Raw genomic sequence first — 26503 nt, 5'->3', positions numbered from 1 at the left:
AGGATTCCGAGAAGGCGCAGTATGGAATGCGCCCCGCAGCGCCTCAATGTGCCGGTAGGCTCCCGCCTTCGGGGGCGATCCTCCGATCCTGGTCACGCACGAGCCAGTAGACAGCGCCTAGCGCCAGCACGGCAGCAGCGAGACCGACGATGGTGAGCGGCTCGGTCTTGCTGGCGTCGAGGATGATGAACTTGCGCGCGAGTGCCAAGAGCGCGATCAGCACGACCGTGCGGACCTGAATGATGCTCTCTTTGCGCTCCAGCACGCCGAGAATGGAGTGGTTAAACTCCATGGCGATCAGCACGGTGAAGATCATCCCGAAGACCCCCTGGAACACGGAATACTCGGCCGGGTCGAGAAGCCCAAACAGCAGGAGCATGAAAATCCGGAAGGCTAGATTGATCACAGCCGCAATGATCACCAAGCCGATGAGCGCCGTCAGCAACAGCGTGACGACCTGCTCGAACCGCTCGTAGATGCTCAGGGCCGGCCAAGCCTCGCGCGTCTCACGCAGCGCCCCATCTACCGTGGATCGCCCTCGGTGGAGACGGCTGCTGTGGATCGTGGCTCCTGACTCTGCATTCAGATCATCGTCAGCGGTCATCAGATCAGATCCGATTGAGTAGAGACGCCGCCGGGACAGGATGCGCCCGAACCCCCGACGCCGCAAGGCCACCTTCCCGCACGCGAAAGTCGGCCTCCGATTTCGCAGAAGGGGCGATTATGGAACGCGTTCTGAAGTGTTCAAAGCGTATTCGCGGCCCGTTATGGAACGTCGCCGCAACTATGCAGTCAAACTGGCCCCAAAAGGGTCTTGCGCGCGTGATTACTTCACTCTTCTGGCCGGACGGCTCCAGCCGGGCAGGCCCATGAGGGAGGCTGCAATGGACGGATCTCCTCTGAGCAGCGAGTTCTGGTCCTGGGTCTGGGAGACGCACCGCGCAAACCCCCAAGTTTTTGCTCCCTTAGCGACTCTCATTGCAGCTCTGATAGCCTTTGTTGCAGCGAGCGCCGCAGCGTGGGCTGCTCTGAGACAAGCTAAAATAGCTAGGCAACGCCATGAGGCACAGACTGATGCCGACCGACAGCGGCGCATCACCGAGAGTTTCACCAAGGCCGTCGAGCAACTCGGCAGCGACAAGCTCGAGGTTCGCCTCGGTGGCATCTACACGCTCGAGCGTATCTCTCGGGAGAGCGAACCGGACTACTGGCCGATCATAGAAACTTTGACTGCGTTTGTCCGGGAACGTGCGCGCTGGAAAGACGAAGACACAACTCCCTCCCAAACCGTCGCACGTCTCTATGAGCAAGAGGCCTCTCAGCAACCCAACCCAAGCCCGCCAACGGATATCGCGGCGATCCTGACCGTAATTAAGCGTCGCGAGGACCGAAGTCGTGAGCGCGAACGGTCCGAGAACTGGAGGATGGACCTCAGATCCACCGACTTGAGGAGAGCCGACCTCCGCGGGGCGCATCTGCAAGGAGCTAACCTCATCGAAGCGCATTTGGAAGGAGCCAACCTCGCCGGAGCGCATCTGCAAGGAGCCGAGCTCTCAGACACCTATCTGCAAGGAGCCGAGCTCCACGAAGCGCATTTGGAAATGGCCAGCCTCGTGAAAGCGCATCTGGAAGGAGCCAGGCTCACCAGAGCGCATTTGGAAGGAGCCAGCCTCTGGGATGCGCATCTAGAAGGGGCTAGACTCTATCTTGCGCATCTGAAGAGAGTTCAACTCACCGAAGCGCACTTGGAAGGAGCTAACCTCGTCAAAGTGCATCTGGAAGAAGCCGACCTCAGAGAAGCGCATCTGGAAGGAGCCGACCTCGAGGGAACCACGGGTCTTACACAAGACCAGCTTGATGCGGCTCATGGCAACGCGGAAACCAAACTCCCCAAGGGACTGACTCGGCCGGCTCGCTGGTCGCAATGACGGCAGATCGTCAGATGCAAGTGATGACGGCGACGGTGGCATTGTGCGGCAGTGAAGCTACGCGCTCGTCGGGCGCCGATCCCACCTTCCGTTGTCGGAGGGGCCGCCCCGCACGGAGGAGGTCGTGGCCGACACCGCCTGGCCGGCACCGGAGGATTACGACCGGGTCTGAGAAAACAAGCGGCGGTTCCGCCAGCTCGTCTCGAACCAGGTGGCGAGATCGGCATCCCAGATGCCGCGCAGCTCGTCCGGCGGCAGCTCCCATGGTGTCTTGGGCATCAGCTTCTCCGACGCCTTGACCATCCGCTCGACGTGCTTCGGGGGAAGCCGCGGGTTCTGCGGATCGATCGGCTGATCGTCCATCGCCTCGAGGAGCTTCTTCATCCGCAGTGGGCGTGGCTCACGCCGCTGCCGGGTGGGATCCTTCTTGGGTCGCTCCTTGAGCCGCACGATGTCGCTGACGAACCGCGCATAGGCGACCGGGTTCTGCTGGCGCAGTGCCACGAGGACCTCCTCGCCATGGGCGGCCACGTCGCGCGCCACGATCTCAAGGACGGTCTGGCCCAGCCGGTCGCGAGCGTTGAGGAGATTGCCCTTCAGGCTACGTGGGGGCGAGGCTTTGGACATGGCCTGAAATCCATTCTCGCGGCCGCTGAGGCCGGTTCGTGAGCTGAAGGGTGTCAGAGCCCCAAGGTGCCCGACAGGTGTCAGCGACTCTCTCAGAGACCGCCTGTGCTAATCCCGCGCCATGCAGTCGGGGGCGGCTGGCAGCTGATGCATCGGGTGATCGGGGTCGGCGGCCGGAACGTAGAAGCCAAACATCGAGCCGTGCAGCATCGCCGCGGCTTGGGCCGGGGTGACGCCGTGGAGCCGGTTGAAGGCCTCGCGGTCGATCGGGTGCGGCGGCCGGATGTAGCCCATGACACCGCGCTCGATCAGAACCGTAATGCGCTCGACGGGGTGCGAGACAGCGGCGTAATTCGGAAGTTTCCCGAGATTGTGGATCAGCCTGTCGTCCACTGAGGTTCCTCTCGCGGAGTGTGGGAAAGCCAGATTGTCATCTTAGTGTCTGACTGAAAACGGCGCATGGAGGCATCCAATCCCGACCTGATAGAGCGGAGCCGGCTCGAAGTCGCCCGATCCAAGCCCTCTCACGTCGCTGGAATCCCAACCGCCCAGAGAGGCGGTGAGTTTTGAGTCAGACTCTTAAACGTTTTGGTGCTCCGATGCTTGTGACCTGTTAGCCCTGGAGGGCCGACGGGCGTCAGCGGCCTCCGCAACGCCGTCGGGCAAGAGCCAGCCATCGACCGGAAAGCGGCCAGGTGGCAGCCGCACTTTGGTGACGTGGTCGATGCGCGGTGGCAGGCCTTCGCTGCGGTCCCAGTAGATCCAGGAATGATACCTGCGCACGACGTAGCCACGCCCTCGCAGCAGGTTAGGCCAGAGGTGCATCGACTCCGTCGAGAACATCCAGTGCGCCTCGCGGGTGAGCTGCCCATGCAGCCTCCCGCTGCCGTCGCAGCGGACCCTGGGGTTGAGGAGCGAACCGCCGGCGCAGGCCTCGGCCGCCTGTCGGACGATCGGGATCGCGAGTGCGACTGAGCGGAAGGTTGTGCCCTCGAAGCGGCACGGGCCGACCGAGAGGTGGATTGCCTGGAGCAAGAGCCTCAGGCCTTCAGGGTTGGGCAGCACCGGGTTCAGGGCAGGGTTCGGCAGCATGGGGTTCTCCGGCGCGCGGGCGCAGAGCGCGCGAGAAAGAAGCTCATCGTCCAAATCTCCAGATCGGGACGACCCATCGTGGAACGGGCACCCGATAGAAGGTCGCCCCGTTCTCGTAGCGGATCATCGACCCACTGACCGAAGCCGCACCGGTTCCAGCGGAGAGGATCAGCGCGCCACAGCAGTCCACGCGCGCTGCGCCGACCTCGGGGTGGACTCCGAATAGCTCGGTGGCCGTCCACTTGCTCGCCTCGGCCTCGGCGCTGAAGCGATCCAGGAAGGCGAGGCAGTTGGTCAGGATTTCTGGCCAGCGTTTACGTCTCAGGTTGGGGCATGGCTCGCGCAAGGGCGATAGCTTCAGGAGCTCTGCGAGCCATTCGGAAGTGTAGCTGCCTGTTGTAGCGGGCCGTAGCCACGGCGTAGCAACCCCTCTGTTTGGTTCTAACCCACTGAGGAGATTGAAAATTTTTCTAGTTGTAGCGACTGTAGCAGATGTAGCAAGGGAGCTCTCATAGCATTCTTGAGGCAAGCCATGGTCCGCCCCTTCTGAATACATAATACAATTTTTCTCTCTCCTCTCCACGAGCAGCAACGGCGATGCGGGCGTAACCGGCCCATTGCTACAGTCGCTACGGTTGCTACCCTTTCCGTAAGTGGCTGGCTCTGCATCGCTTTCACCGTTCCGGACGGTTGCTGCAGCACTGCTACAGCCCGCTACATTTGCATGAGCCCGCATTTCCGCGAGGGCGCCGCGTGCATCGAAAAAGGGCACCGGTTGCGCCTTCATGGCCGGATGATCCTGTAGCACTCACGGTAATTCTGCCCGTCGATCTCGTCCTCGCCGACGGGCTCCAAGACTCCTTGGGCTATCAGGGTAGCCACCCTGGCTCGCGTGATCTCGGCGCTATCGCGCAAGTCATTCGGGCCGCGTTGCTGGATTATGCGCGGGCTAATCAACTCGCCCTTCCAGACGCCCGTGAGCCAGACCGCAAGCTTCTTGACCGCATCCGCCTCGTCGTCGAGGCCCTGCTTTTGGCCTACGATGCGTAGCGCCTCTTGCAGATAGAAGTTACCGATCGCGATGGCGGAGGCCATGATCCCGCCTGAGATCTCCACTGCCTCTGGGTCCTCAAGGAGGGCGAGGATGCCTGCGATGCGGGCGATGTTCTCGCCCATCTTGAGCGCCGTAGCCTGTATCGGCCGCCAAGGTCCGTCGGCGCCGGATCCGTTTTCCAAGACCTGTGCGGCCTGCCTCCACAGCTCCCAGGCCTCGCCGCTGAAGTGGAGGTCGGGTGGGTCGAGGACGTTCTGTGACCCCTCCTGCAGAAGGAGAGGGGCCTGGAGTAGCTGCCGCATAGCACGCTCGAACTCCAGCAGGCGGGGATCGTTGCCGGCCCCGCTCTCGCGAATGATCCGCATCCCGATCCGGCTCTCAGGCATAGTGATCAAGAAGCGGCCGACGAACCCCTGTCTGAGTGCGAGCTCATCCTTGAGAAGCTTTCCGGCAACGAAGGGCTGAACGGACAGGCTGATCGAAAGGCGGCGGCCGCGGAGACTGACCGCCTCGCCCGCCCGCACGCGTTCCGTCTCGCCGCTGTCCCAAAGCACGCTGAGGCCTGTGATGGTCCGCATCCTGGCTTCGTCGGACATCCCGTGGCCACCCAGGAATTGGCCGCCCTCAGATGAGAACAGGCCGACGCTCGGTTGCCCGTATTCAAGCTGCTTCTGTAGCCCCTCGAATGTGGGTTCCCGATAGCGCAGGAACGGCAGGATGGGCGTCCTGGGTTCGCAGAGGTTCGCCAGCTTGTCTGCCTTTGTCGCTTGGTCGAAGTCCTTGTGTGTCTCGATCCGGCGGACTTCTGCGTCATAGGCCCGCTTCTCGGCCTTGTAGCGCTTGAGCTCGGCATCATAGTGGACTTGGAGGAGTTCCTCCCGAATAGCCACAGCGCGTAGGGAGATGCTGTCACCGGAGGTCTTGCGCTCGCCGCTCAAGGCCAGGGCAAGCAGGAACAGCGAAAGGGGAACACTTCTCCCGAGGGCCGGAATGCGCACGTTCCGGTGCGCTTGCGCTGCGAGCGACGAGGCGCCCAGGACACAGTGACCACTGAGCGCGCGCGGTATCTGGACGTGCTCCTCAATCGCCTCGACGGCGCCGCGCATAACGGTGGGTAGCGCATCGATCGGGAATTCGGCCGCAGGTAGATCCTCCGTCTCGAGGTCGAGGCGGTCCCGGATGGTAGGAAGCAGCAGCTTGTCATAGGGGACGAGGCGGGTGCTGCGGTCGCTTCGCCGATCCGCAGGCGCCTGTGGACTGGAGGGGTTGCTCCCTCCTGATGCAGGGCTCTTCCCCTTGCGATGTGGCCTGTCCTGGCGATCTGGATTCCGACGGCGGGCCTCTACCTCGCGCATGTCGTAGGGGGTCTTCTTCCCGGCCGCGAGTCCGCTGCGAATAGTGTCGCGCGCCTGCGGCCAGCCATCGTCCTCAGTAAGGCCGCACTGCTCGGCAGCCGCCTCCAGCGTTTGAAAGATTTCGGCCTCGGTCAGAAGACCGATCGGCACGAGCTTCCCTAACTTGAGGGCAGCCGTGTTCAGGGTGTCGTTGCGCTTCCCAACCGGAGCTTCGGCGACTCCTTTGGCTTCCCCCTTGAGACGAGCAGCGGCCCATCGACGATCCAAGTCGGGGTTGCTGCCGCCGGCTGCGGCGGGGCGAGGCTCGGGCAGGCCATCGGGTGCCTCGGGAGCCTCATTGATCTCCATGGCCACCTTGACGGCCGGTGTGGCGAACCGCTCGAAGATCTCTGCAAGCAAAGCCTCGATCTGATTCTCAGTGACGGCCCTCAGCTCACTGCGAGGCGTGTCGAGGGGCGAGACACCGAGCCACTCGAGCGGAGCGCCGGTCTCATGGGTGCCGTAAGCGACGAACTGCTGACCCCGGCCTAGGACTTCGACCTTGTCGACGCGCCGAGGCTTTTCGCCCGGAGCGGGTGGGGACTTCCCGTCGAGTTCGACAGCACGCTTCCCCGGTTCGCCCTCTGCCGCCCGGTAGAGCAGGAGTGAGCGGCCGGAGTTCGAGCGTGTGCGGATTGGAGCCGGTCCGAGGCGGGCCACGATCAAAGCTCTGATGGCCTCCGCGTCCTGCTCGTCCACATCGATATCAATGGCCCGCAAGCCACGGCTGTTGATGCCGGTGTTGGGCGCATCCGGGTGCCACTTCGGCATGCCGGTCGCGTTCTGCCACTTGTTGCCAAACGGCTTTTTGCCGCCCTTACTCGGACCGTAGACGGCGACGGGCTGATAGCCGTTGTCGAGGAGAGCCGCGCGCAGCTCCTCGATCTGGCCGTGGGTGGAATGCGCTTTCATGCACCCCTCCTGCCGTCGAAGGCCACCTGCCGGTCGAAAGCCCAAGGGGCGTAGGTCAGCACGGCGGCCACCGCGGCCTTGGAGAAGGCCCGGCGCACTTGGTCGTTGTCCCAGGTAATGACCAGGACATACTGAATCTTGCCGCGGTCGTCTGTGACGAGGCGGCGCTCGCGATCGAGCTGCGCCTTTCCTGGCAGCTCGACCCAACGACTGCCGTGGCTCTCGTGCACAGTGCAGCCGATGAGCTTCAGCCGGGCCGACCGATAATGGAGATCAGCGAAGCCTCGGAGTGATCCCGAGACGTGCGGTTTGAAGGTCAGACAGGTGATTTCGGCCATTGGGGCATCCAGTTGCCGGAGCCCCGCGACAAGCCGCCTGCGACGTGGTAAACGTCAGTCCGTTATCGCTTCGACTGATCCTTACCGCCTCGGGGCTGCTTGCCTCGGGGCGGTTTTCATTTGCGCCTGGTTAGGCGCAGCTCGTTGATGTGAACGATCTGCCCGCTCGTCTGGCTCGCAGTCTGGGCAGAGCGGTGGGCAGGCTCTCGGGCCTGCATCGCCAGCCAGATGTCGAGATCGCCCTGGCAGTAACGGACAGTGCTACCGTAATCGATGTATCGCGGCCCTGTCCCCTGCCGGCGCCAGCGCGACAGAGTTTCGGGGGAAACCCCGAGGTAGCGTGCCGCCAGCTTCTGGTTCAGCCGCTGCCTGGGCGGGAAGTCATACTCGACGAGATTCACGGGCCTCTCCGGTTTCGCCGGGGAGCAGTCGAGCACGATCGATGGTGGGATAAATCGGGGCGTAAACCCGTCGCGACCGCCCGGTCTGGTTCTAGGCCGCGAGCGACTCGGAGGCAGCCTTCGTAGAGCGCCTTCAGTCGATCCAGCCGCCCTTGCGGATCGAGCCTCTGGCAGCAGGCGAGTTCGGCACGGCACTCATCGAGCGTCCACCAGTGCTCGCCATCCCTTGGAGCCCCGCCGGCACCTTTACGGCCAAATCGGTCACGCCAGTCATCGAGCACATTCACCGGGTCCTTGCCGTCCGTCCGCTGCGACAGACCAAAGTCCCGAACGACGTTTCTCTTGGCGACCGCCGACGGCTCGCCGAGTGCCTCGCGGATTTCCACCGCGACGACGGCATTGGCCCTGGCCTCCCAGCGGCGGGTTAAGTCCTGCCGTCGTCCCGGAGGCAGCGCAGCCGGTCGCAGCATTGGGTCTTGGAGTCCTCGGTCGAGGTCCTCCAGCGCACCAGTGAGCAGCCTCAGCGGACCGAGCTCGCGCGCAGGGATGCCGCTCAGGCGAAAGAGGCTGAAGGCCGCCATGAGCTGCAGGCCGGCGGCACGTCGCATCTCTTCCGACGTGCCGCTTGGCAGCACGTTGCTTAATGCTAGCTGCTGCCTGATCTCATGCGTCCGGGAGAGGCGCTCGCTGACGAGTGCAGCCACGTCGCTGTGGGGGAGATGCTTCGACATTGCACCCCTCAGACTGCGCGGGATTCGAGAGCGTCGACGAGATCGCCGACGCGCCACCCGAGCTTTCGTTCGCTCAGTCTGATCGGGGAGGGGACTTGTTTCGCGCGATACAGACGCCGCCAGCTGGGCAGGCTCACACCCCAGAAAGCCGCTGCCTCTGCCGAGTTTAGGATACGGTGACGCGTAACGTCCGCCGGCAGATGTTCGAGATTCTTCGACATGGTCACTCCGTCGCCGCGAGTTCAGGGACGATAAAAGCGGCGCACGGGTGAAGGTGGCTGATCGGGATGCGTTTGGGAAAACGGTAGAAACTTAGATTTCCGCTCGCGAATTACCCTTAAGGGTATGGCTTTGGACCTTGCCCAGCGGCTTACCCTTAAGGGTATGACTTATAGTGTTGCCGTGTGGTTTACCCTCATGCCTCGGACGTTGTCTCAGTGGGAATCTTGATCCACGGATCATCCTTCGCCATCGTCCAAAGCTTACGGAGACCCTCGTCGCCGTACGGCTCTCCGTTATCTTTGATCGCACCAACAGCCTCTGCCACACTGCGCAAGAAGCGAAGGCCGGGGCCACCACGTTTCTTCGCCCCAGAGTTGTTCGAGATCCCGAAATCTCGATCGAAATAGTGCTGGTAAAGAGCCGGCAGGACATCTCCAATGATAATACGGTTCCATTGAGCCCGAGAGCTGCCTGGGCGCATGGGAGCATCGGTGTTCTTGCCATAACGTTCCAAGCTCTCGAGCAATGTTTTCATTTCACCCGGTAGGCGCTCAATGCCGCGCTGCTGCAACTGCTCGAACTGACCTCTTTGCTCAAGTGCTTCGCCAAGCGCCACTAACGATGCAGCATACTGGCGAGCGGTCCTTAGCTCATCGGGGTGCGCCAAATTCAGGGATGGAAGCCTGCCTTTTTCAAGAGCCATGACGTATGCGCCCTTCCTGACTGCTCTGGAGAGGGGAGCCTCTGGATTGGAGAGCACATCTAGCTTCCGACGGAGCAACCGAATGAGTTTTCTAACTTCTGCAACTGCCTCCTGCTCGGCCTTCCACTCCTCATGACGATTGCGCGAGGCATCCAGCACCGAGAGCAAAGATTTGATCCCTGCAAGATGCTGAGCAATCTCAATCTCCGGCCTTCTCGGTGCGAGGCCAGTGGCTTTGAGGATGCCTCTCACATCATCAACTGGCAGCGGTGGACATAAGAAGTCGGAGAAGAGACGTGCCGCCCAATTCACTATGAACTGCTGCTTCATCTCGTCGTCAGTCATTGCGGCCGCCTTCGGGTGCGTTACCTGAAAGAAGGCCGGCCACATGCGCGGCCCAGGCATTGAGCGCCTCGCGCTTCTCCTTGGCGTAGGTCGCCCGGTTATAGATGCCGGCCACACCGCTCTTGTGGCCCGAGATGTGGTTCAGGATGGCCTCAACGACGTGGGGGAGGGTGCCCAGATCAGCCATGCGGGTGGCAACCGTCCGCCGGAGGTCGTGAAGCCGCCAAGGCCGGACCTTCACACCGGCTGCCGCAACGCGCTTGTCGAGGGCGGCCTTTGCCTTGCTCCAGCCCTGAAACCCGCCTTCACCCGATCCGAACAGCAGCTCGCGCCCCTCCCGTCTTGGAGCGGAGTTTAGGATCGCGACGGCAGTGGCACTCAGCGGCACGTCATGCGGGAGGCCATTCTTCGTCCGCTCCTTCGGGATCGACCAGAGCGCTACCTTTTGATCGGCAAGGTCGAGTTCCCCGACTGTCATGGCAGCGACCTCTTCCCGTCGCTGAGCAGTCAGGATCAGGAGGCGGACGATGTGGCCGTAGTCGTCGTCCTGGCAGGCCTGCCAGATCGCCTTGAGCTCCGCGTCCGTGATGACGTGATCCCGCTTCACCTCCTCGGTGGCCTTGTTGGTCCCGATCGTGGGGTTCACCTCCACGAGGCCCTCGCCCATAGCCCAGGAGAACATGGCGGAGAGCGACGCGCGGGCCCGGTTCGAGGCAAACCGTCCGTTCTCCTTCGCAATCTCCGCGAGCCGGGCGGCGACGGTCGCGCGCAGGACCTTATGGATCGGCAGCTCATGCAGAGGTGCCCAGTGGCGGGTCAGGTGCCGCTCGACCTCTTCGTAGCTGCGGGGCTTCAGGTTCGGCTTAGCCCGTTCCTCAAGATAGCGCTTGCTGACGGCCCCGAGCGTCACGGCCGCCCGGGCTCTGCCCTCTGCCTTCTCGGTCTGCGGATCGCCCCCGAGCTGCACCTTCGCGAGGGCAGCCTTGGCAGCCTGCCGGGCTCGGTCTGGGTCCAGGGCTTCGACGGTGCCGACGGTGACCCGCCGCTGCTTCGAGCCGACCCGGTATTGGACGATCCAGACCCGCTTGCCGCCGGCTCGCAGCCGAACGCCGAAGCCCGGCAGGTCGTCATCGAAGACGATGTGATCAGACTTGCCTGCCGGAAGCGAGAGCTTCGCGAGCGTTTGTTTGGTGAGCCTCACTTGACCCTCTTGGGAAGCGTATGGGAAGCAATTTCCCGATCTCAGGTGATCGCTCCAGATCACTTTCGACTGAGGGTATGGGCCATTCGTGAGGGGAAATCAATTGCTCCTGATGCTTCCCGATCACTTATGGGTAGATTGAACTTCGGACTACGAATCTGGGGGTCAGAGGTTCGAATCCTTTCGGGCGCGCCATTTTTTCCAAGTTGATCAAAAGCATAGCAAAAGGTGATCCGAAGCTTATGGCTGTCGGGACTATGAGCATGTCTTATCACGTCTTTGGCTGACCCCCAGACTGACCCAGACTGGCAAGTAGGACAAAATCAGAACTGCCCGAGAACATCGGGAAATCTTCCTCATCTCAATCTGGGAGTTGCGAAACGAGCTACGCACGTGGTGGTTGTCGCCGAGTCGCACGCCACGCGCAGGCTGATTCGGCCGGCCTGAGGACGCCTTGATGAGGTTGGAGTTGCAGCCTGGTCCTGCAGACCACGTCACTGTCACTTCAGAGTTGAGGTCGACATAGGCTGCGCTTCATGGGGCAGGCTCGGTTAGTGCCATGGCTAAACCGATGCCGATCGCCAGCAAACGGACGGTCTACGCGGCAGGGTTGCGCAGATGCCGGCAACGGTGAAGCCGGTTAGCGAGGCGCATCTGCTGTGCTCGTTATCGCGTTGCTCGAGGTCCATCGCTAGGCGAATTAGCGCCACTCTGCGCCGATTCACAATCGATCACGCTATATCGCCAGGGAGTTACCCAGCGCGGCGGTTCCGATGTCAGTCGGCCTATAACCCGTTGGCGTTCCAGATTCAGAAGAGTCAATCGCTCGGGTCTACTACAAGCAAGACGAACTCAACGGCGATATCATCCAGCCTTTCGGCTGGCATCTACACCCGCGATGACACTCCTTGCCATCAACTCATCCCGCTTGAGATATTTCTCGATGATGGATGTCACGGTCTTTACGCTGTGACCCGTGATGGACGAGATCATTTCCGCCGAGAAATTGAGTCGCGCAAATCTGGTGATGGCGGTTCCGCGCAAATCATGAAAATGCCGGTCCTCGATCCCGCAGGCTGAAACCGCCGCCCGGAAGCGCCGCGAGAAGTTGTGTCGCTCCCAAGGATAGCCCGTCGGGGTGGTCAGGATCGTGACTCCGACGCGCTCCATGCCATCAAGCCGCCTTTTGAGACGTTCTGTGCAAGGGATAGCGACCCCTCGCGGAGCTTGCCCTTTGCGGCGCTTGCCGATCGTCGTGCGGAGGATCTCGCCGTCGTAGGCACTCCAGGGAAGCCTAAGGACGTCAGAGATGCGCAGGGCCGTCTCGGACGCGATCTCCACGCCGGTGCCGATCATGGGGTCTGTAGCGGCAAGCAAGACCTCGATCTGTTCGTCGGAGAAGATCTTGCCCGAGCGATCGCCCACGTAGAGGCGCTCGAAGCCGATGATCTGGTTGACCCGAACAGTGGGAATCTCGCTGTTTCCACTCGCCCACGAGAGAAGGGCGGACAACACTGACATGCGATTGTCCGCCTCGCGTGGGCCGGACAGTTCACCGATCAGTTCGTGCCAGTTGGAGATCTCGTCGAAGGATCTGGGGTCGTTCAGGGCTTCAAGTGGCACATCACCAATCTGCTCGCTGATCCGGTTCAGCATGCGCCGGTACTCGGCCTGCGTGCTCGCGGCCCGCTCCTTCTTGAAGGACCCGCTCGTTTGCCAAAGCTGGCAAAGGAACCGGAGGTTGGGTCCAAGCGAGCCCAGGCTGGCCAGATCAGGCTTGTGCGGCTCGATCAACTCGGGCGCCTTCTTGTCGGGACTGCTCTTCAGCTCAGCCTTTGATTGAGCAACGGCCGTCTGATGATCAACATACGCTCTGAGATACTCGATCTGCTGTGCCGCAAGCGGTTTCCATGCTTCGTAGGCCAAGCTGGCGGCTGATTGCGGCCCGGACGAAGCTGAGGTCTGCGAATTTGTGCCGCCCACCAAAGCGACTGCCGTCTTTTCCCTGATCCCCGACAATTGGTCGAGATCGGCGTCAAGTGCGGGCCGATCGAAGCGGGCGAACGGTAGGGTGGGGGGACTGATCTTCCCGTCTTGGATTGCCGCATCAAGCTCTGCGGTCGTCAGGCCGAGGTATGCCGCAGCCGCCGCGAGCGTAAGCCCGCGGGGCGTAAGGCCCGTTGGTAAAGCCGCATAGATGTCGATATCGGCACTCATGAGAGCGGGTGACGGTTCTCCGAGCCCCATTGTCTTCGGACCTAAGCAAGGAACCAGAGCCGGAGGCCGAACCCGGTCTGCCGTGGAGCCCGGACCGGAGGTAAGCCGGGGCTCAGCGCACCTCATGGCAAGAAGGCGCAAGAGACAGGCGTATCTCTAAGAAGGGGAGCCGAAGAGCAGACGGGCCTGATGGCGTCCACGGTGAACGAAGCGCCGTGCCTTGGTTAGATCGCGGTGCCTTCTCGCGAAGACAGCTCATCGACGTGATCGCGTCGCGAGCTTGGATTGATACTGTCACGATCTTGCCTGGGAGTCCCTGTGCTCGCCGCCACCAGGGCGAGTACCTCTGCCCCCGAGAGAACGCGCCGCTCGAGAAGCCTGTCGGCGAGCGCCAGGATCACAGCGCGGTTTGCTTCGACGAGCGCCAAGGCCTTCCCCATCAGCCGCTGCAGGTCGGCTTCAACGAGCGCCGCCAGGCGGGGATCGCGCGCCAGCAGGTCCTTCGTGGTCTCGGGTCCGGTCCGGTGGAGGAGCGTCGCCCCGAGCCCGAAGGAGGCATGAACCGCGCAGGCCAGGCGCGTCGCCTCGCGCAGGTCCGACACCGCCCCGCTGGTCGCTCCGGACCCGAGCAGGATGTCGCCGGCGCGCCCGGCCAGCAGGGCCGTGATCTGCGCCTCGAGACCGGCCCGGGCCGGGGTCGGATCGTGCAGCTCCACCGTCGTCTCCCCGGCGGCCGACCCGCGCATCCGGATCGACACGGTCGCGACACTCAGCCCGAGCCGCAGCGCCGCCACCCCATGCGCCGCCTCGTGAAGCGCGGTCGCCCGCAGCAGCGCCACCGGGCGCGGGTCGGCCGGAGCAATCTCGGCGAGAGATCCTCCAGGGTCAGCGCGCGCGCCGCCGCGCGGGCGCGCCGCCGTGCCGCCCGGATCCAGCCAACCGCCACAGCCCCGGTCGCGCCGGCCCCGAGCCGGGCCGCCGCCGTGAGGTCGACCCCGGTGAGATCGTCCCCGAGATGCTGGCGCAGGATGCCCCTCAGGCTGGCCTCGTCCGGCGGCTCGATCTCGAACTGGCGGTCGAAGCGGCCGGGCCGCAAGAGCGCGGCATCGATCCGCTCGAGGTGATTGGTGGCCGCGAGCAGGATCACGCCGGACCGCGCCGCCCGGACCTGGTCGATCTTCAGCAGGTTGTTGGTGATCACGGGCAGCCACCAATCGGCGCCGCGCGCGGAGAGCGTCGCCCGATTGGGCAGCGCGTCGAGCTCGTCGAGAAAGCCGATGCACGGCGCCGCGGCGAGCAGCTGGTCGTAGAAGCCGTTCGCCTGCTTGATGACCGAGTCGAGATGCCCCGGCGAGTTGGCGAACCACTCGGCCACCGAGGTCACGATGAGCGGCAGCCGCGCGCCTTGGGCGATGGCCCGCGCGAGGCTCGTCTTGCCGGTTCCCGGAACCCCGAAGAACACCGCGCTCTCGAGCGCGTCCGCGGTGATCTCGCCGCGGCGCACGCGCGCGACCTCCTCCACGAGGGCCAGCGCCCAATCCTTGGCCGCGCCATAACCCTGCAGATCCTCGAGCGCGGGCGTGTCGTCGCGCCCGCGAACCACGGTGCGGCTGCGGGCCGCGCGCCGCAGGCGCGCGACGTAGTCCTGCGGGCGCGCGCCCGGCCGCAGCGCCGCCGCGGGGTCGGTCAGATCGAGCCCGGCCGCAGCGCCGCCGCGAGGTCGGTCAGGTCGAGCCCGGCGAGATCCTCGGGTGTGAGATCCTTCGGCCGGCGGCCGGCGCACCAGGTTGCTATCGCCTGCGCGATCAGCGCGGGCGAGGCCGGCGGAACGGCAAGGAACCGATCGGCCGCCGTGCGCAGAACGCTCGGGAGGAGCAGATCGGGCGCCGGCGAGATGCCGACCACAGGGTTACCGCCGGCGATCGCCGCGGCGGCCTCCTGCTCGTCGCCAGGGCTGCCGGATCGGCGCCGCTCGCCGGTGGCGGTGACGATGTGGACTGTCTCGTGGGCGATCGCCCGCACGGCCCGGGCGAGCGGCCCGCACCAGGCGGCGGTCGGCGCCTGCAGGATGACAACCAGGGAGTGCCGCTCGCGCAGCCGGCGCCGGTCGGCCGGGCGCAGCACCCGTTGGAGCGCCAGCCCGGCGATGAGCGCCAGGGGCGAGCCCTGATGGGCAGCCCGCTTCGGGGCAGGCATTGAGGCCGCGGGCTGCGCCGCGTCGGGGTCGACCGGAAGGTCGTCGTCGGAACAGTCGTCAATCAGATCGGTCATGGCCATGGGAAGCCTACAGGAGAACGGGATGGGGAAGGGGTGCCGGCCGGGCCGGCGCGTGCCGCTGCGGCTAGGGGCCGGCCGGGCCCCGGCCGCGGGGCGGAAAGAGGAGGATGCTGGCCCCCGGCCCGGCGGCCTCGGCGCCGCCGTCGAGCCGCATCCAGGTGGCGCCCGCGTTCACGCCGAAGACCAGCCGGTGGACCGCGGTGCGGCCCTGGCACCCGACCGGGTGGGTGAGCCGCCACAGCCGCGCATCGGTGGTGGGGACCAGCACCCCCCAGGCGACCAGTTCCTCGCGCATGACCCGCGTGGTGTCGCTCGTGCTCTTCGGCACGTGCCGGCGAACCAGGCTGTCGGGCTGCACGACCCAGTCGCTTGCTCCCACGAGGACCGTGGCCGTGACCGGGCCGCGGCGCACACGCCAGTGCTCGACCGGCTCGCCGGGGGCGAACGTGGTGCACGCCTCCTGCAGGTAGAGCGGCGCCAACAGGCCCGGCGCCAGGTAGGGGACATGCGGGCTCAGCCAGGCGAATGCAGTGGCGGCAAAGGTCCTGAGCCGGGCATAGCCCTCATGCCCGAGCGACCGGCCGAAGGCGTCGTCGTGATTGGCACAATCGGCAATGCCGGTGCCCTCGACCTGCATCCAGAGCATCTGCTCGAGGGCGGCGGCCTGCGCCTCCGAGAGGGCCGGGCCGGCGGCGGTGATCGCGATGATCCGGCTCGGCACGGTAATCGCGAGCGCTTGCCGGAAGCCGCGCAGGCCCTGGCTCACGCCGCGGCCGCTGCCGCCGGCATAAACGCGCGGCGGCTTGCCGGGGGGCTTCACCTCGATGAGGTAGGCGCCGGGGCCGAGCCCGAGCACGATGATGCGCCGGAGGCAGTCTTCTCCGGTCGCGAGGGCGATGCAGGGCAGGCCCGGCTCGCCCTCGAGGAGGAGGACGCCGGACGAATGGGCAGTCGCGGTGGAACGGGGCAGGGACATGACGAGGCTCCTGAGGCGCGCGGGCGGCCCGGCGCTCGGCAGCTGCGGGGCAGCCGGGCCTGGAAACGAGGGGGGAATCAGGGCGCGAGGGCTGGCCTAGACGCGCCAGATCCGCAGGTGCTCGTCGAAGGGCGCGCGCAGCTCTTCCATGAGCCAGCCGGCCTCGATCAGGACCAGGATCGCCGCGACCGGACGCGGGTGGTCGGGAATGGCGGCGATCAGATCCCCGAGGGTCGTGCCGGCCTCCTCATCCACGGCCCTGAGCAGCGTCACCTGCACGTCGGGCGTGATCAGGGGATGGCGCGGCCGCGCCCAGATTCGACGTTAAGGGCAGGTGCCGAAACCGCCGCGAAGTTGAATTGAAACTCTTTCGGTTGCGGGTGTACTCGCGGTCTCAAGACTCCATTCCGAACAGGGCGTCGCGAACTGATCTGAGATGGGCCCGCATAGCGGCTGCTGCTTCATCTGCATCGCGGCGGCGGACTGCCTCCAGGATCCCACGATGCTCGGCCGCATACATGCGGCGGGCCTCCTGATCGACCGTAGCGCGTCGCAGGGCGCCCCATTCAGATTGCGCCCGGGCCTTGGCCAATCCGTCCATGACGGAGAGTAGGATCGGATTTTGCGTTGCCTCGGCGAGCGCATGATGAAAGGCAGCGTCCCAGAGCCCCCAATCGGGATCACTCCCAGCCTCAAGGTTCTTGCGAACGCAATTGTCGATTGATGCCAGGTCCCGGGTTGAGGCGTTAAGGGCGGCGGCTGCCGCGATCGCCGGCTCGAGCGCCAGGCGGGCCTCCATGATCTGCAAGGGACTTGCCAACTCCCAGGCCTCAATAGAACGGGTCGGCAGCGGGCGCGCCCCGAGGAAGGTTCCCCGCCCCACACCGCGCCACACACGGCCCTCCACCTCCATGCGAGCGAGCGACCGCCGCAGATTCCGGCGGCTGATGCCGAGGATTGCAGCCAGCTCGCGCTCCGGCGGTAACCGGTCGCCGTCCGTGAGTCCGCTCGTTTCAACGAAGTGCTGGAGCGGGTCGGGGTCGTTCGGATGCTGTATCGGGTCGCGAACCATTGCTGGATTGGTCCCACACTCGGATGATCTAGAATGGACTCCATCGCAAAGCTATAGGCGCGGCTTAGAAAATCAGAGGCGCAGTTCATTGACACCATTGCTGGATTGGTTCCATATCGCACTGGATGACGGGATGCCAGCCCGGAGCCAGTGCACCGGGCCTCATTCACGGGAGGCGAAGATGGATAGAAGGACCCTTCTCAAGCTGATGGGTGTCGCCCCGGCCGGAGTGCTGGCGCCCACCTTTGGGATGAGCGCTCTCGCGCAAGCCAAGCCCGAGCAAATCACGGTCATGACCTGGGGTGGGTTGTGGGGCGATGCGCTCCAGAAGGGCGTCGGCGAGCTCTTCACGCAAGAGACCGGCGTACGCGTGGTGCAGGACCGCGGGTCGAGCCCGGTCCAACGCATCACAAAACTGAAGGTGTCTTTGGACAATCAGGTGTTCGATCTCGTCCAGCTGCACGATGGCCTGTTCCCGCTAGCCGAGAGCCAGGGCGTGCTCGAGAAAATCGATCCCAATTCGCCGCGCCTGTCGAACCTCAGTGAGATCTACCCGCAATTCAAGCATGATTATTGGATTGCGCAGATCTACTCGGCCATCGGCATTGCCTATAATTCCGAGCAAGTGAAGAACGCGCCTCGGTCATTCGCTGACCTGTGGCGGCCGGAATTCCGGGGCCGGATCGTGCTGCCCGAGGTTTCGCACTCGATCGGCACCTACATCATTCCGATTGGCGCTCTTGCCGCCGGCAAGTCGCCGAAGGACGACGAGGCCGGCTTCGAGATGTTCAAGAAGATGGTCGAGCTCGAGCCGATCTTCGCCAAGGACACGGATACGATCATGAACGCCTTCGCGACCGGCGAGGCACTAGTCGGCCTACTCTACAAGTCGCAGACCATGACGGTTCAGCGTCGCAACCCGGCCGTTCAATGGGTGTTCCCGGAAGAAGGTGCCATCGCAATCTCCTGGGGGACCGGCATCGCCAAGAACACACCGAACCGCGACTTCGCTGAGCGCTTCTTGAATCTCACGCTCGATCCACGTGGCCAGATCGAGATGACAAAGGCGTTCAATTATCCGGGCACTAACCGCAAGACACTCGATCTGCTGCCGCCCGACGAGCGCAAGCAGATCGAATTCACGGACGCGCAGCGTGAGCGCCTGATCGACCTCGACCACCAGTTCATGAGCGATCAGCGAACCGCCTGGGTCGACCGTTGGAATCGGGCCGTCGCCGGGCGCTGAGCGCGCACTTTCGGACGGAGCTGGCTTTGGGCGATCGCATCCTGCTGCCGTGGCGTGATAACGGCGACCGGTATCTCGTGGCCGTCGTTGCGAACAGGCTGGCGGCGCAAGGTTTGGGCGTTCGCGTCCGCACAGGCAGCGACGCCCGGTCGAATGCGGGCGACTACCTTCTTCCAGACGCGGACCAGGCACGTCACCTTCTTCACCGTCTCGGTCTGCAATGTCGCCCCGCGGGGAGCGACGCTGCTGGTGCGGATTTGGCTGTGGCATTCCCGCGTATCGCGATCGTTGCCGGGCATGGATCGGCCTATCCCTACTATGCCTACTATGCCCATTGTCTGGCCGCTTTGGGTTACACCTTCGACGTGGTCGACGGCCCGGAGCTCGCAGCAGGCTCCCTCGACGATGTCGACCTATTGGTCCTTCCAGGCGGCTTTGCCATCTGGGGTCTCGACCGCTGTGAGGCCGTGAGTGGTGCCGACCAAGCGGTTCGCCACTTCCTCGCGAAGGGTGGTGCCGCAATCGGCTCCTGTGGGGGAGCATACTATCTCTCGCAGGGCCGCCCCGGCTGGCTCGGACTCGCACCCGCAAGTCCCCGGTACACCCACGAATATCTGCGCAGCGGCGCCGGGATCGTGTCGGTAACGCTCGAGCCTGGCCCGATCGCGATCGGCTGCGCCCCCACCGTGGAGGTGCCCTATTACCATGGGCCCATCTACGAGGCGGTACGTGCGCCAGCTGAGACTGCCGGGCGCTTCCGTTCGCTCTCCATGCCGGCACACATGCCGATCAATAATCCGCTTGATCCGGACCGGTTCGACTCCGAGCTGGCCGGGAAGCCGGCGATCCTCACGGTTCAGTCGAATGATGGCCGTGCGGTGCTGTTCTCGCCACATCCCGAGATGGGCGACCTCGTTCGAAAATACGTGTCCATTGGCAGCTATATCGCGCGCTATCTTCCGATCCGTGGCCTAAAGACTATGGAAGAGACGCTCGACTTCTATGAGCCGAACGACGCGCCAGCCTTCCGCCTTGTCCTGAATGCAATCCAGCATCTCTGCACGGGCGCGAGGGCCGGCGTCGAACCCCTGAACAGTGCCGATCGGAGCACGAACGAGCGGGACGTTGTTCTGGATCTCGCGATTCGGCGACTGGGCGAGATCCGAACCGGGGGCCATCCTCTCGAGCCGCTCCTGATGCGCGAGGTCCGTCGGCTCGAGGATCTCGCGCGCAGCCTTCACGAAGCTTCACCAGTGCTCACCACCCGCGGTGCGCTTCGGGTTCTGAGCGATGCCGTCTCAGCTCTCTCGTCTGATGCTTGGGGCGAGAGGGACGTGATTCAGCAGCTCCTTGATCTGGAGCTGCCCCTTCGGTTCATCGAAGTCAGCGCACGGTGCGCGCAGGTTGACGCAGTTGTTCAAGAATCTCGGGTCAGTGCATGACAGGATCTGACATCGACGTACGTTTCGAGAACGTCGAAAAGCGCTACAATGAGGTTGTTGCCGTCAGGGACCTGACCCTCGACATTCCGAGGGGCACGTTCTTTGGGCTGCTTGGCCCTTCCGGCTGCGGCAAGACCACGACCTTGCGCATGATCGCAGGGTTCGAGCAACCGACCCAGGGCGACGTTTTCATCCGCGGGGAGCGGGTCACCGGGCGTGCCCCCTACAAGCGCAACTTCGGCATGGTGTTTCAGAACTATGCCTTGTTCCCGCACATGACAGTGGCCGAGAACGTCGCTTTCGGTCTCAAGATGCGACGCATCGATCGGGCCGAGCGTGAGACGCGCGTGCGCGAGGCCATCGATACCGTGAAGCTCTCAGGCTTCGCGGATCGCTACCCAAAGCAGCTCTCCGGCGGCCAGCAGCAGCGTGTGGCGCTTGCCCGCGCCATCGTCATCCGGCCCGCGGTGCTGCTTCTCGACGAGCCGCTCGGCGCCCTCGACAAGTTGCTGCGCGAGGAGATGCAGGTCGAGCTGCGCGATCTGCAAAAGAGTCTTGGCATCACCACCGTGTTCGTCACCCACGACCAGGAAGAGGCGCTGACCATGTCCGACCAGGTCGCGGTCATGCGCGCCGGCCTCATCGAGCAGATCGGGCCGCCGCTCGAGATCTATGAGCGACCGAAGACCGAGTTCGTTGCCGGCTTTCTGGGTGCAAGCAATTTCCTCGACGGAACTGTGGTCGGGTCTGAAGGAAACCAGGCCATCGTCGATATTGGCGGAGCCGCGATCCCGGTGCGGGACAATGTCATAAGCCGTGGTCAGCGCGTGCGTCTGGCCGTACGCCCCGAAAAGGTAGCATTGACGCTCGACGAAAAAGCCGGAGGCATTCCTGCCACGGTCCGAGAGGTGATCTATCGCGGATCGAGCACCCACATTCATCTCGATCGGAACGGGCAAGGCTTCTTGGCCTTTCTGCAGAACGATGAAAGCCGCACCTGGTCGCCGCGACCGGGCATGCAGGTGCAGTGCCATTGGGCGCCGCAGAGCGTCGTGGTTCTGGGGGCATCCTGATGCGAGCCCGGCTGTCCCGAGGAAGATCCCTGCTCTGGGCTCTGCTCCTGCCACCCCTGCTGGTGGTGCTGGCGCTCTTCGTCGCTCCCCTGCTGTTTCTCTTCTACGTCAGCTTCATGTCGCCCTCGCAGAGCGAGCTATTCGCGCACGTGGCGACGCTCCAGAATTATGTCGAGGTCTTGAGCGACGAGTTTTATCTGCTGATCATCCAGCGCACCCTGCTGGCCGGCGCGGCGATCCTCGCTGCCTGCCTTCTCCTCGGATACCCGGTAGCCATGGTCGTTGCCCGCATGAGCCCGCGGTGGCGGCTCATGATGCTGATGGTTCTGCTCTTCCCGCTCATGGTCAGCAACGTGGTGCGAGCCTATGGCTGGCTCACCATTCTCGGCCGTGAAGGTGTGATCAACGCTGCGCTCATGCAGCTCGGATGGATTCCGTTTCCCCTGCGAATGCTGAACACCTTCGAGGCCGTTGTGCTGGGGCTTCTCACCATCCTCTTGCCCTACATGATCATCTCGATCGCAAATTCGCTGGCGCAGATCGACAAGTCCTATGAAGAGGCCGCGCAATCACTTGGTGCTGGTCCGATCCGGACCTTTCTTCATGTCACCTGGCCACTGTCGAGCCCCGGCGTCGCGGCGGGCCTCGCGTTGGTGTTCTTCCTGACGCTGAGCGCTTATGTGACGATCACGCTCCTGGGTGGACCGCGCTACAAGCTGCTCGTCAGCCTCGTCTATGATTCGGTCACGACGCTGCAGTGGCCGCGCGCAGCCGCTTTATCCTTCGTTCTCCTGGCCATTGCGCTTGCTGTCGGTGCTGCCATCCAGGCAGCGCTGCGGCCACAGCGCGTTCAGGGGCGGGGCGCATGAGACCGTCCGACTTTGTGCTCTACACGGTCACGGCAATCGTCCTGGTCCTGATCCTGGGACCACTCGCAATCGTGGTCCTCACCTCGTTCTCGGCGTCGGACTACTTCCAGTTTCCGCCACCTGGCCTGTCGCTCCGGTGGTTTCAGGAGTTCTTCAGTCTCCCGAACATGCGCGGGGCTTTCATCCTGAGCCTCGAGCTGGCGCTCGGCGCTTCCACGGCCGCTATTATCCTTGGCGTCCTCGCTGCCCTGTTTGTCGCGCGTCAGCGCGGCCAGGCCAGCGGCCTGCTCCAGTCGCTGTTCATGGCGCCGCTGGTCTTCCCGACCATCATTCTCGGGCTCGCTCTGCTCCTGTGCTACCGCATCGTCGGGATGCCTCTGCTGCCAGGGCTCGTGTTGGCGCACATTCTCGTCGGGCTGCCTTATTGTTTCCGGGCGACGCTCGCCAGCCTGCAGAACTTCGACCCGACGCTCGAGGAGGCCGGGCAAAGCCTCGGCGCTTCACCTCTGCAGACCTTCTTCCGCATCACCCTTCCGTTGATCTGGCCCGGTGTGTTGTCCGGGTGGCTGTTCGCGTTCATCGTGTCATTTGGTGAATTGAACACCGCTCTGTTTCTGACAGGCCCGGGTGTGACGACTCTCCCGATCGAGATCTTCAGCTATCTTCAGTTCGAGGGCAGTCAGCTCGTCATCGCAGCCGCCTCGACCCTCCAGGTCGGCATGATTCTGCTCGTCGTCCTGGTGATGGAGCGGGCCGTCGGGCTCGCGCGCATCGTGCGGTCGTGACTTCCTTTAGAGGTTCTCATGCAGTCGTTCACCACGCGCCCGGAGCTGATCGGCTCCTTTGGAATGGTCACTTCGACCCACTGGCTGGCGAGCGCCGCCGGGATGGCAACGCTCGAGAAGGGCGGGAATGCCTTCGATGCCGCTGCCGCGGCCGGCTTCGTCCTGCAGATTGTCGAGCCGCATCTCAATGGCCCTGGTGGTGAGGTCCCGATCATCCTCCAGGCGGCAGGCGACGAACGGGTTCGCGTCATCTGTGGCCAGGGCGTCGCTCCCGCAGGATTGACCATCGACCACATCCTCTCGCTCGGGCTCGAAGCGGTCCCGGGCACAGGCTTGCTGCCGGCTGTTGTGCCTGGCGCCTTCGGGGCCTGGATGCTGATGCTGCGAGACCATGGCCAGCTACCGCTCGCCGATGTGCTGGAATACGCAATCGGCTATGCGGAGAACGGATTCCCGGCTCTTCCGCGCATGTGTGCCTCGATCCTGGCAGCCGAGGAGTTCTTCCGAACCGAGTGGCCTTCCTCGGCGGAAGCATGGCTCAAGAATAGTCGCACGCCGGTTCCCAATGCGCGTTTTGTAAGCCCTCAAATCGCTGCCACGTACCGGCGGATCCTGAGGGAGGCCCAGTCTGCAGGCTCAGATCGCGTCCGCCAGATCGAGCGCGCTCGAGCCTGCTTCTACGAAGGCTTTGTTGCCGAAGCGGTCGACCGCTTCTTCCGCACGGAACCCGTGATGGACACTTCGGGACGGCCTCACCGCGGCGTGCTGGCGGGAGATGATCTTGCCGTCTGGCAGGCAACTTACGAGGACCCGGTTTCCTACGACTACGCGGGCTATCGCGTGCACAAGACGGGTCCGTGGGGGCAGGGGCCGGTATTCCTGCAGCAGCTCGCCCTGCTGAAGGGTTTTGATCTGGCTGCCATGGACCCGGTCGGCCCGGACTTCGTGCATACGGTCGTGGAATGCGCGAAGCTCGCCTTCGCGGACCGAGAGATCTTCTACGGTGATCCGAACTTCACTGAGGTGCCACTCGAAACCCTCCTGAGTGACGCTTATGCGGACGAGCGACGCTGCCTTGTTGATCCGCGTTGCGCCTCGAGGGAACTGAGGCCGGGTGAGCTCGACGGCCGCGAAGAGCGCCTGCAATTCGTCCTGGCGAATGCCGGACGTGGCGGCGAGGGCGGGGTTGGATCGGGAGAGCCGACCTTCGCAGTGCTGCCAGAAATGCGCGGCGACACGGTTCATCTGGACGTAGTCGACCGCTGGGGCAACATGGTCTCGGCCACGCCCTCGGGGGGATGGCTTCAGGCGTCACCCACGATCCCGGAACTCGGCTTCTGCATCACGACGCGCGGTCAGATGTTCTGGCTCGATCCTGCGCTGCCATCCAGCCTTGCCCCGGGTAAGCGGCCAAGGACGACGCTGACACCGACGCTGGTGACGCGAGACGGCAAAGCGATCATGGCTTTCGGAACGCCCGGGGGTGACCAGCAGGATCAGTGGTCGGTGCAGCTCTTCCTGCGCCATGTGCATCACGGGATGAATCTGCAGGCAGCGATCGACGCGCCGATGTTCCAGACCTCGCATTTTCCGTCTTCGTTCTACCCTCGGGCTATGAGGCCCGCGCATCTTGCGCTCGAGGGTCGCTTCGGCGCTGAATCCATCGCTGACCTGCAGCGGCGCGGGCACGATGTTGAGATCAGGGGAGATTGGGACCTCGGCCGCCTCTGCGCCGTTCGAGCAAAGGATGGCCTTCTTCGCGCCGCCGCGACGCCACGGCTGATGCAGGCATATGCCGTCGGTCGCTAGCTCGGCATACATCTCGATTGAGAACTCCGACAGTTGAGATGGCGTGTGAGCTCTTGCTTGCGGCGAGCGGATACCGTCATCCAGCATGCGCACGGAACAAGACCGTTTGCTGTCACAGCCCGATGCGGTCGAGCCAGTGATTCCAGCGCATCACGGCATCGAGCGCTGCCGATTCTGTAAAACGCGTGGCGCATGGACTCGGCGGCAAGTCGCCGAACATCCTCCTGCCGGACGCGGACTTTCCCCGCTCGGTGGAACTTGGGATCGCCCGCTGCTTCGGCAACAGCGGTCAGTCCTGCAGCGCTGCTACGCGAATGCTCGTCCCCCTCGAGCGGCAGGACGAGGTAGCCGATCTCGCCGCCAAGGCCGCAGCCGCCTACAAGGTCGACTCACCGAGCGACGACGGGACAATGCTCGGGCCGCTCGTCAGCCAAGCACAGTTCGGCAAGGTGCAGCGCCTGATCCGGATGGGTATCGACGAGGGCGCGCACCTGGTGTGCGGCGGACTTGGTCGTCCCGAAGGCCTGAACCGCGGATTCTACGCAAGACCAACCGTCTTTGCGGATGTGCAGCCGGACATGACGGTCGCACAGGAGGAGATCTTCGGGCCCGCCCTCGTCATCATGCCATATGAGCGCGAGGAAGACGCGATCCGCATCGCCAACGACACACCCTATGGCCTCTCGGCTTACGTTCAGAGCGGAGATCTTGCACGGGCGCAGCGTGTCGCTCGACGCATCCGTGCCGGAAATGTTCACATCAATTATCCCCCGCTTGATCGTGGCGCTCCCTTCGGGGGCTACAAGCGCTCGGGAAACGGGCGCGAGTGGGGGGAATGGGGATTATCGGAGTTCCTGGAAATAAAAGCGGTCATGGGATTCTTCCCGGCTGGGGCATCATAGATCGGTATCAACGCGTCCGCATTCCAGAACACTCCCGGGAGCGGTTTCAGGCCTTGCTCGGCGTGCGATCACCCTCGCCATGCTGCAGTCGAGACCTGGGGGCTGGTATAGGAGGCTTTGGGTTTGGTTGCGACGTGCAGGCCCAGGAGGCCGGTCAGCTCGTAGCACGATTCAGGTGGATGCTATCCAGGGTCCATCCAAGCGGCTAAGGAATTCATCCGGCTAGCGGGCGCAGATAATCGGTCTCGGTCACAATCTGGCGCGCAACGTGTATCACTGCGCCGGTAGCAATGCTGGTGTCAGCCGCACGACAGCCTGCGTACAATCGCGGCGACTCCATCTCGGGGCGTGCGGCCAAGGCGTGGAGAGTCCCGCTCCGAATCTGCCCCTCAATCATCTTCTGTGGTAGGTAGGCAGCGGCGACCCCGTCTGAAACGAGCTGGCTGATCACACTGACACTTGTGCAGAGATCTACCCGGATAGGCTCTACTCCGTCGTACCGAAACCAGTTCATAACCTGCCGGTACATGGCGGAGGGATGTGGTGTGGTGATGATGGGCACCGTTCGCAAATCGGCAGGGCGAACTGCAGGTCCCAAGCCGAGGGCAGGATTGGCGGCCCAGGTAGCGTTTTGTGTCCCGAGAGGGATTAGCCGAAGACGTGGGTCGTGACTTGGATTGATTAAAAAGGCCAGGTCGAGCCGTCCGTCGACGAGCCCGGGCTCAAGATCGGAGCTTGTGGCGACCACGAGCTCGAGGCGCAGGGCCGGATATTCCCGTGCAAGCCGCCGAACCAAGTTCGGTAGGCAGACTAGGGCGAAGGTCTCTGCCAGCCCGATGCGGACGAGCCCCTCTACCTCCCCACTGACGAGCCGCTCGCGGATGCTT

General features: G+C 63.9%; 28 protein-coding genes. 8 read left to right on the top strand and 20 right to left on the bottom strand.

Features of this window, described 5'->3' with window-relative positions; genetic code table 11:
- Window positions 1-43: 43 nt before the first annotated feature.
- Window positions 44-604 (bottom strand): phosphate-starvation-inducible PsiE family protein, encoded by a 561-nt coding sequence (locus BN1233_RS30995; protein ID WP_082145751.1) that lies wholly within the window; start codon window positions 602-604, stop codon window positions 44-46.
- Between the two features lie 280 nt (window positions 605-884).
- Between BN1233_RS30995 and BN1233_RS43515 the strand changes: the two genes are divergently transcribed.
- Window positions 885-1928, top strand: a complete 1044-nt coding sequence (locus BN1233_RS43515; RefSeq protein WP_048708734.1) for a pentapeptide repeat-containing protein — start codon at window positions 885-887, stop codon at window positions 1926-1928.
- Window positions 1929-2084: 156 nt separating this feature from the next.
- On the opposite strand, the gene BN1233_RS30985 is transcribed toward BN1233_RS43515, so the two are convergent.
- The 18 genes from BN1233_RS30985 to BN1233_RS30905 all read right to left on the bottom strand — a co-directional run bounded on the left by BN1233_RS30985 (window position 2085) and on the right by BN1233_RS30905 (window position 17490).
- Window positions 2085-2555 (bottom strand): hypothetical protein, encoded by a 471-nt coding sequence (locus BN1233_RS30985; protein WP_046867486.1) that lies wholly within the window; start codon window positions 2553-2555, stop codon window positions 2085-2087.
- Window positions 2556-2663: 108 nt separating this feature from the next.
- Complete coding sequence (locus BN1233_RS30980; RefSeq protein ID WP_052763994.1) at window positions 2664-2948, bottom strand: hypothetical protein; 285 nt, start codon at window positions 2946-2948, stop codon at window positions 2664-2666.
- Between the two features lie 186 nt (window positions 2949-3134).
- Window positions 3135-3647 carry a hypothetical protein gene (locus BN1233_RS30975; RefSeq protein WP_046867485.1) on the bottom strand — a complete coding sequence of 171 codons (513 nt, stop codon included), beginning with the start codon at window positions 3645-3647 and terminating at the stop codon, window positions 3135-3137.
- A gap of 43 nt (window positions 3648-3690) precedes the next feature.
- On the bottom strand, window positions 3691-3993 hold the full coding sequence (locus BN1233_RS30970) for a hypothetical protein (RefSeq protein ID WP_052763993.1): 303 nt from the start codon (window positions 3991-3993) through the stop codon (window positions 3691-3693).
- 437 nt (window positions 3994-4430) lie between these two features.
- Window positions 4431-7007, bottom strand: a complete 2577-nt coding sequence (locus BN1233_RS43510; protein ID WP_048708732.1) for a DUF3987 domain-containing protein — start codon at window positions 7005-7007, stop codon at window positions 4431-4433.
- Complete coding sequence (locus BN1233_RS30960; protein ID WP_046867484.1) at window positions 7004-7345, bottom strand: hypothetical protein; 342 nt, start codon at window positions 7343-7345, stop codon at window positions 7004-7006. The genes BN1233_RS43510 and BN1233_RS30960 overlap by 4 nt, the downstream gene beginning before the upstream one ends.
- Before the next feature lie 116 nt (window positions 7346-7461).
- Window positions 7462-7746, bottom strand: coding sequence for a helix-turn-helix transcriptional regulator (locus BN1233_RS46165; RefSeq protein WP_048708730.1), 285 nt, complete (start codon window positions 7744-7746; stop codon window positions 7462-7464).
- Window positions 7743-8477 (bottom strand): hypothetical protein, encoded by a 735-nt coding sequence (locus BN1233_RS48625; RefSeq protein ID WP_046867483.1) that lies wholly within the window; start codon window positions 8475-8477, stop codon window positions 7743-7745. Before BN1233_RS48625 ends, BN1233_RS46165 begins: the two co-directional genes overlap by 4 nt.
- Before the next feature lie 8 nt (window positions 8478-8485).
- Window positions 8486-8698 (bottom strand): helix-turn-helix transcriptional regulator, encoded by a 213-nt coding sequence (locus tag BN1233_RS30945; RefSeq protein WP_046867482.1) that lies wholly within the window; start codon window positions 8696-8698, stop codon window positions 8486-8488.
- Window positions 8699-8892: 194 nt separating this feature from the next.
- Entirely contained in the window at window positions 8893-9747 is an 855-nt protein-coding gene (locus tag BN1233_RS30940; protein ID WP_147707639.1) for a hypothetical protein, read from the bottom strand.
- Complete coding sequence (locus BN1233_RS30935; RefSeq protein ID WP_046867480.1) at window positions 9740-10948, bottom strand: tyrosine-type recombinase/integrase; 1209 nt, start codon at window positions 10946-10948, stop codon at window positions 9740-9742. The genes BN1233_RS30940 and BN1233_RS30935 overlap by 8 nt, the downstream gene beginning before the upstream one ends.
- 864 nt (window positions 10949-11812) lie before the next feature.
- Window positions 11813-13165, bottom strand: coding sequence for a tyrosine-type recombinase/integrase (locus BN1233_RS43505; protein WP_048708728.1), 1353 nt, complete (start codon window positions 13163-13165; stop codon window positions 11813-11815).
- A 224-nt stretch (window positions 13166-13389) separates the two neighbouring features.
- On the bottom strand, window positions 13390-13959 hold the full coding sequence (locus BN1233_RS48620) for a M41 family metallopeptidase (protein ID WP_048708726.1): 570 nt from the start codon (window positions 13957-13959) through the stop codon (window positions 13390-13392).
- Window positions 13935-14768 (bottom strand): AAA family ATPase, encoded by an 834-nt coding sequence (locus BN1233_RS43495; RefSeq protein WP_048708724.1) that lies wholly within the window; start codon window positions 14766-14768, stop codon window positions 13935-13937. The genes BN1233_RS48620 and BN1233_RS43495 overlap by 25 nt, the downstream gene beginning before the upstream one ends.
- Window positions 14769-14851: 83 nt before the next feature.
- The gene (locus BN1233_RS30920; protein ID WP_046867479.1) at window positions 14852-15442 is read right to left on the bottom strand and encodes a flagellar biosynthesis protein FlhF; all 591 of its coding nucleotides are present in this window, start codon (window positions 15440-15442) and stop codon (window positions 14852-14854) included.
- 64 nt (window positions 15443-15506) lie between these two features.
- Window positions 15507-16418, bottom strand: a complete 912-nt coding sequence (locus BN1233_RS30915; protein WP_046867478.1) for a hypothetical protein — start codon at window positions 16416-16418, stop codon at window positions 15507-15509.
- A gap of 96 nt (window positions 16419-16514) precedes the next feature.
- The gene (locus BN1233_RS30910; protein ID WP_154678316.1) at window positions 16515-16691 is read right to left on the bottom strand and encodes a hypothetical protein; all 177 of its coding nucleotides are present in this window, start codon (window positions 16689-16691) and stop codon (window positions 16515-16517) included.
- Between the two features lie 121 nt (window positions 16692-16812).
- Complete coding sequence (locus tag BN1233_RS30905; RefSeq protein ID WP_048708722.1) at window positions 16813-17490, bottom strand: FadR/GntR family transcriptional regulator; 678 nt, start codon at window positions 17488-17490, stop codon at window positions 16813-16815.
- 181 nt (window positions 17491-17671) lie between these two features.
- Here BN1233_RS30905 and BN1233_RS30900 point away from each other — a divergent pair, with 181 nt between their 5' ends.
- The 7 genes from BN1233_RS30900 to BN1233_RS30870 all read left to right on the top strand — a co-directional run bounded on the left by BN1233_RS30900 (window position 17672) and on the right by BN1233_RS30870 (window position 25616).
- Window positions 17672-18736 carry an ABC transporter substrate-binding protein gene (locus BN1233_RS30900; protein WP_046867476.1) on the top strand — a complete coding sequence of 355 codons (1065 nt, stop codon included), beginning with the start codon at window positions 17672-17674 and terminating at the stop codon, window positions 18734-18736.
- 26 nt (window positions 18737-18762) lie between these two features.
- Complete coding sequence (locus tag BN1233_RS30895) at window positions 18763-20178, top strand: hypothetical protein (RefSeq protein WP_187144407.1); 1416 nt, start codon at window positions 18763-18765, stop codon at window positions 20176-20178.
- Window positions 20175-21251, top strand: coding sequence for an ABC transporter ATP-binding protein (locus BN1233_RS30890; RefSeq protein ID WP_046867474.1), 1077 nt, complete (start codon window positions 20175-20177; stop codon window positions 21249-21251). The genes BN1233_RS30895 and BN1233_RS30890 overlap by 4 nt, the downstream gene beginning before the upstream one ends.
- Window positions 21251-22120, top strand: a complete 870-nt coding sequence (locus tag BN1233_RS30885; RefSeq protein ID WP_046867473.1) for an ABC transporter permease — start codon at window positions 21251-21253, stop codon at window positions 22118-22120. The genes BN1233_RS30890 and BN1233_RS30885 overlap by 1 nt, the downstream gene beginning before the upstream one ends.
- Complete coding sequence (locus tag BN1233_RS30880) at window positions 22117-22905, top strand: ABC transporter permease (RefSeq protein WP_046867472.1); 789 nt, start codon at window positions 22117-22119, stop codon at window positions 22903-22905. Before BN1233_RS30885 ends, BN1233_RS30880 begins: the two co-directional genes overlap by 4 nt.
- An 18-nt stretch (window positions 22906-22923) precedes the next feature.
- Window positions 22924-24714 (top strand): gamma-glutamyltransferase family protein, encoded by a 1791-nt coding sequence (locus tag BN1233_RS30875; protein WP_046867471.1) that lies wholly within the window; start codon window positions 22924-22926, stop codon window positions 24712-24714.
- A 149-nt stretch (window positions 24715-24863) separates the two neighbouring features.
- On the top strand, window positions 24864-25616 hold the full coding sequence (locus BN1233_RS30870) for an aldehyde dehydrogenase family protein (RefSeq protein ID WP_082145744.1): 753 nt from the start codon (window positions 24864-24866) through the stop codon (window positions 25614-25616).
- A 214-nt stretch (window positions 25617-25830) separates the two neighbouring features.
- Here BN1233_RS30870 and BN1233_RS45070 read toward each other — a convergent pair.
- Window positions 25831-26503 (bottom strand): substrate-binding domain-containing protein (locus BN1233_RS45070; protein ID WP_048708718.1); only part of this gene is annotated, 673 nt, incomplete at its 5' end.

This window comes from Microvirga massiliensis, from assembly GCF_001006805.1.
GTDB lineage: Bacteria > Pseudomonadota > Alphaproteobacteria > Rhizobiales > Beijerinckiaceae > Microvirga > Microvirga massiliensis.
Note: the sequence above shows the minus strand (reverse complement) of the source record. Positions and strands in the feature narration are given on the sequence as shown.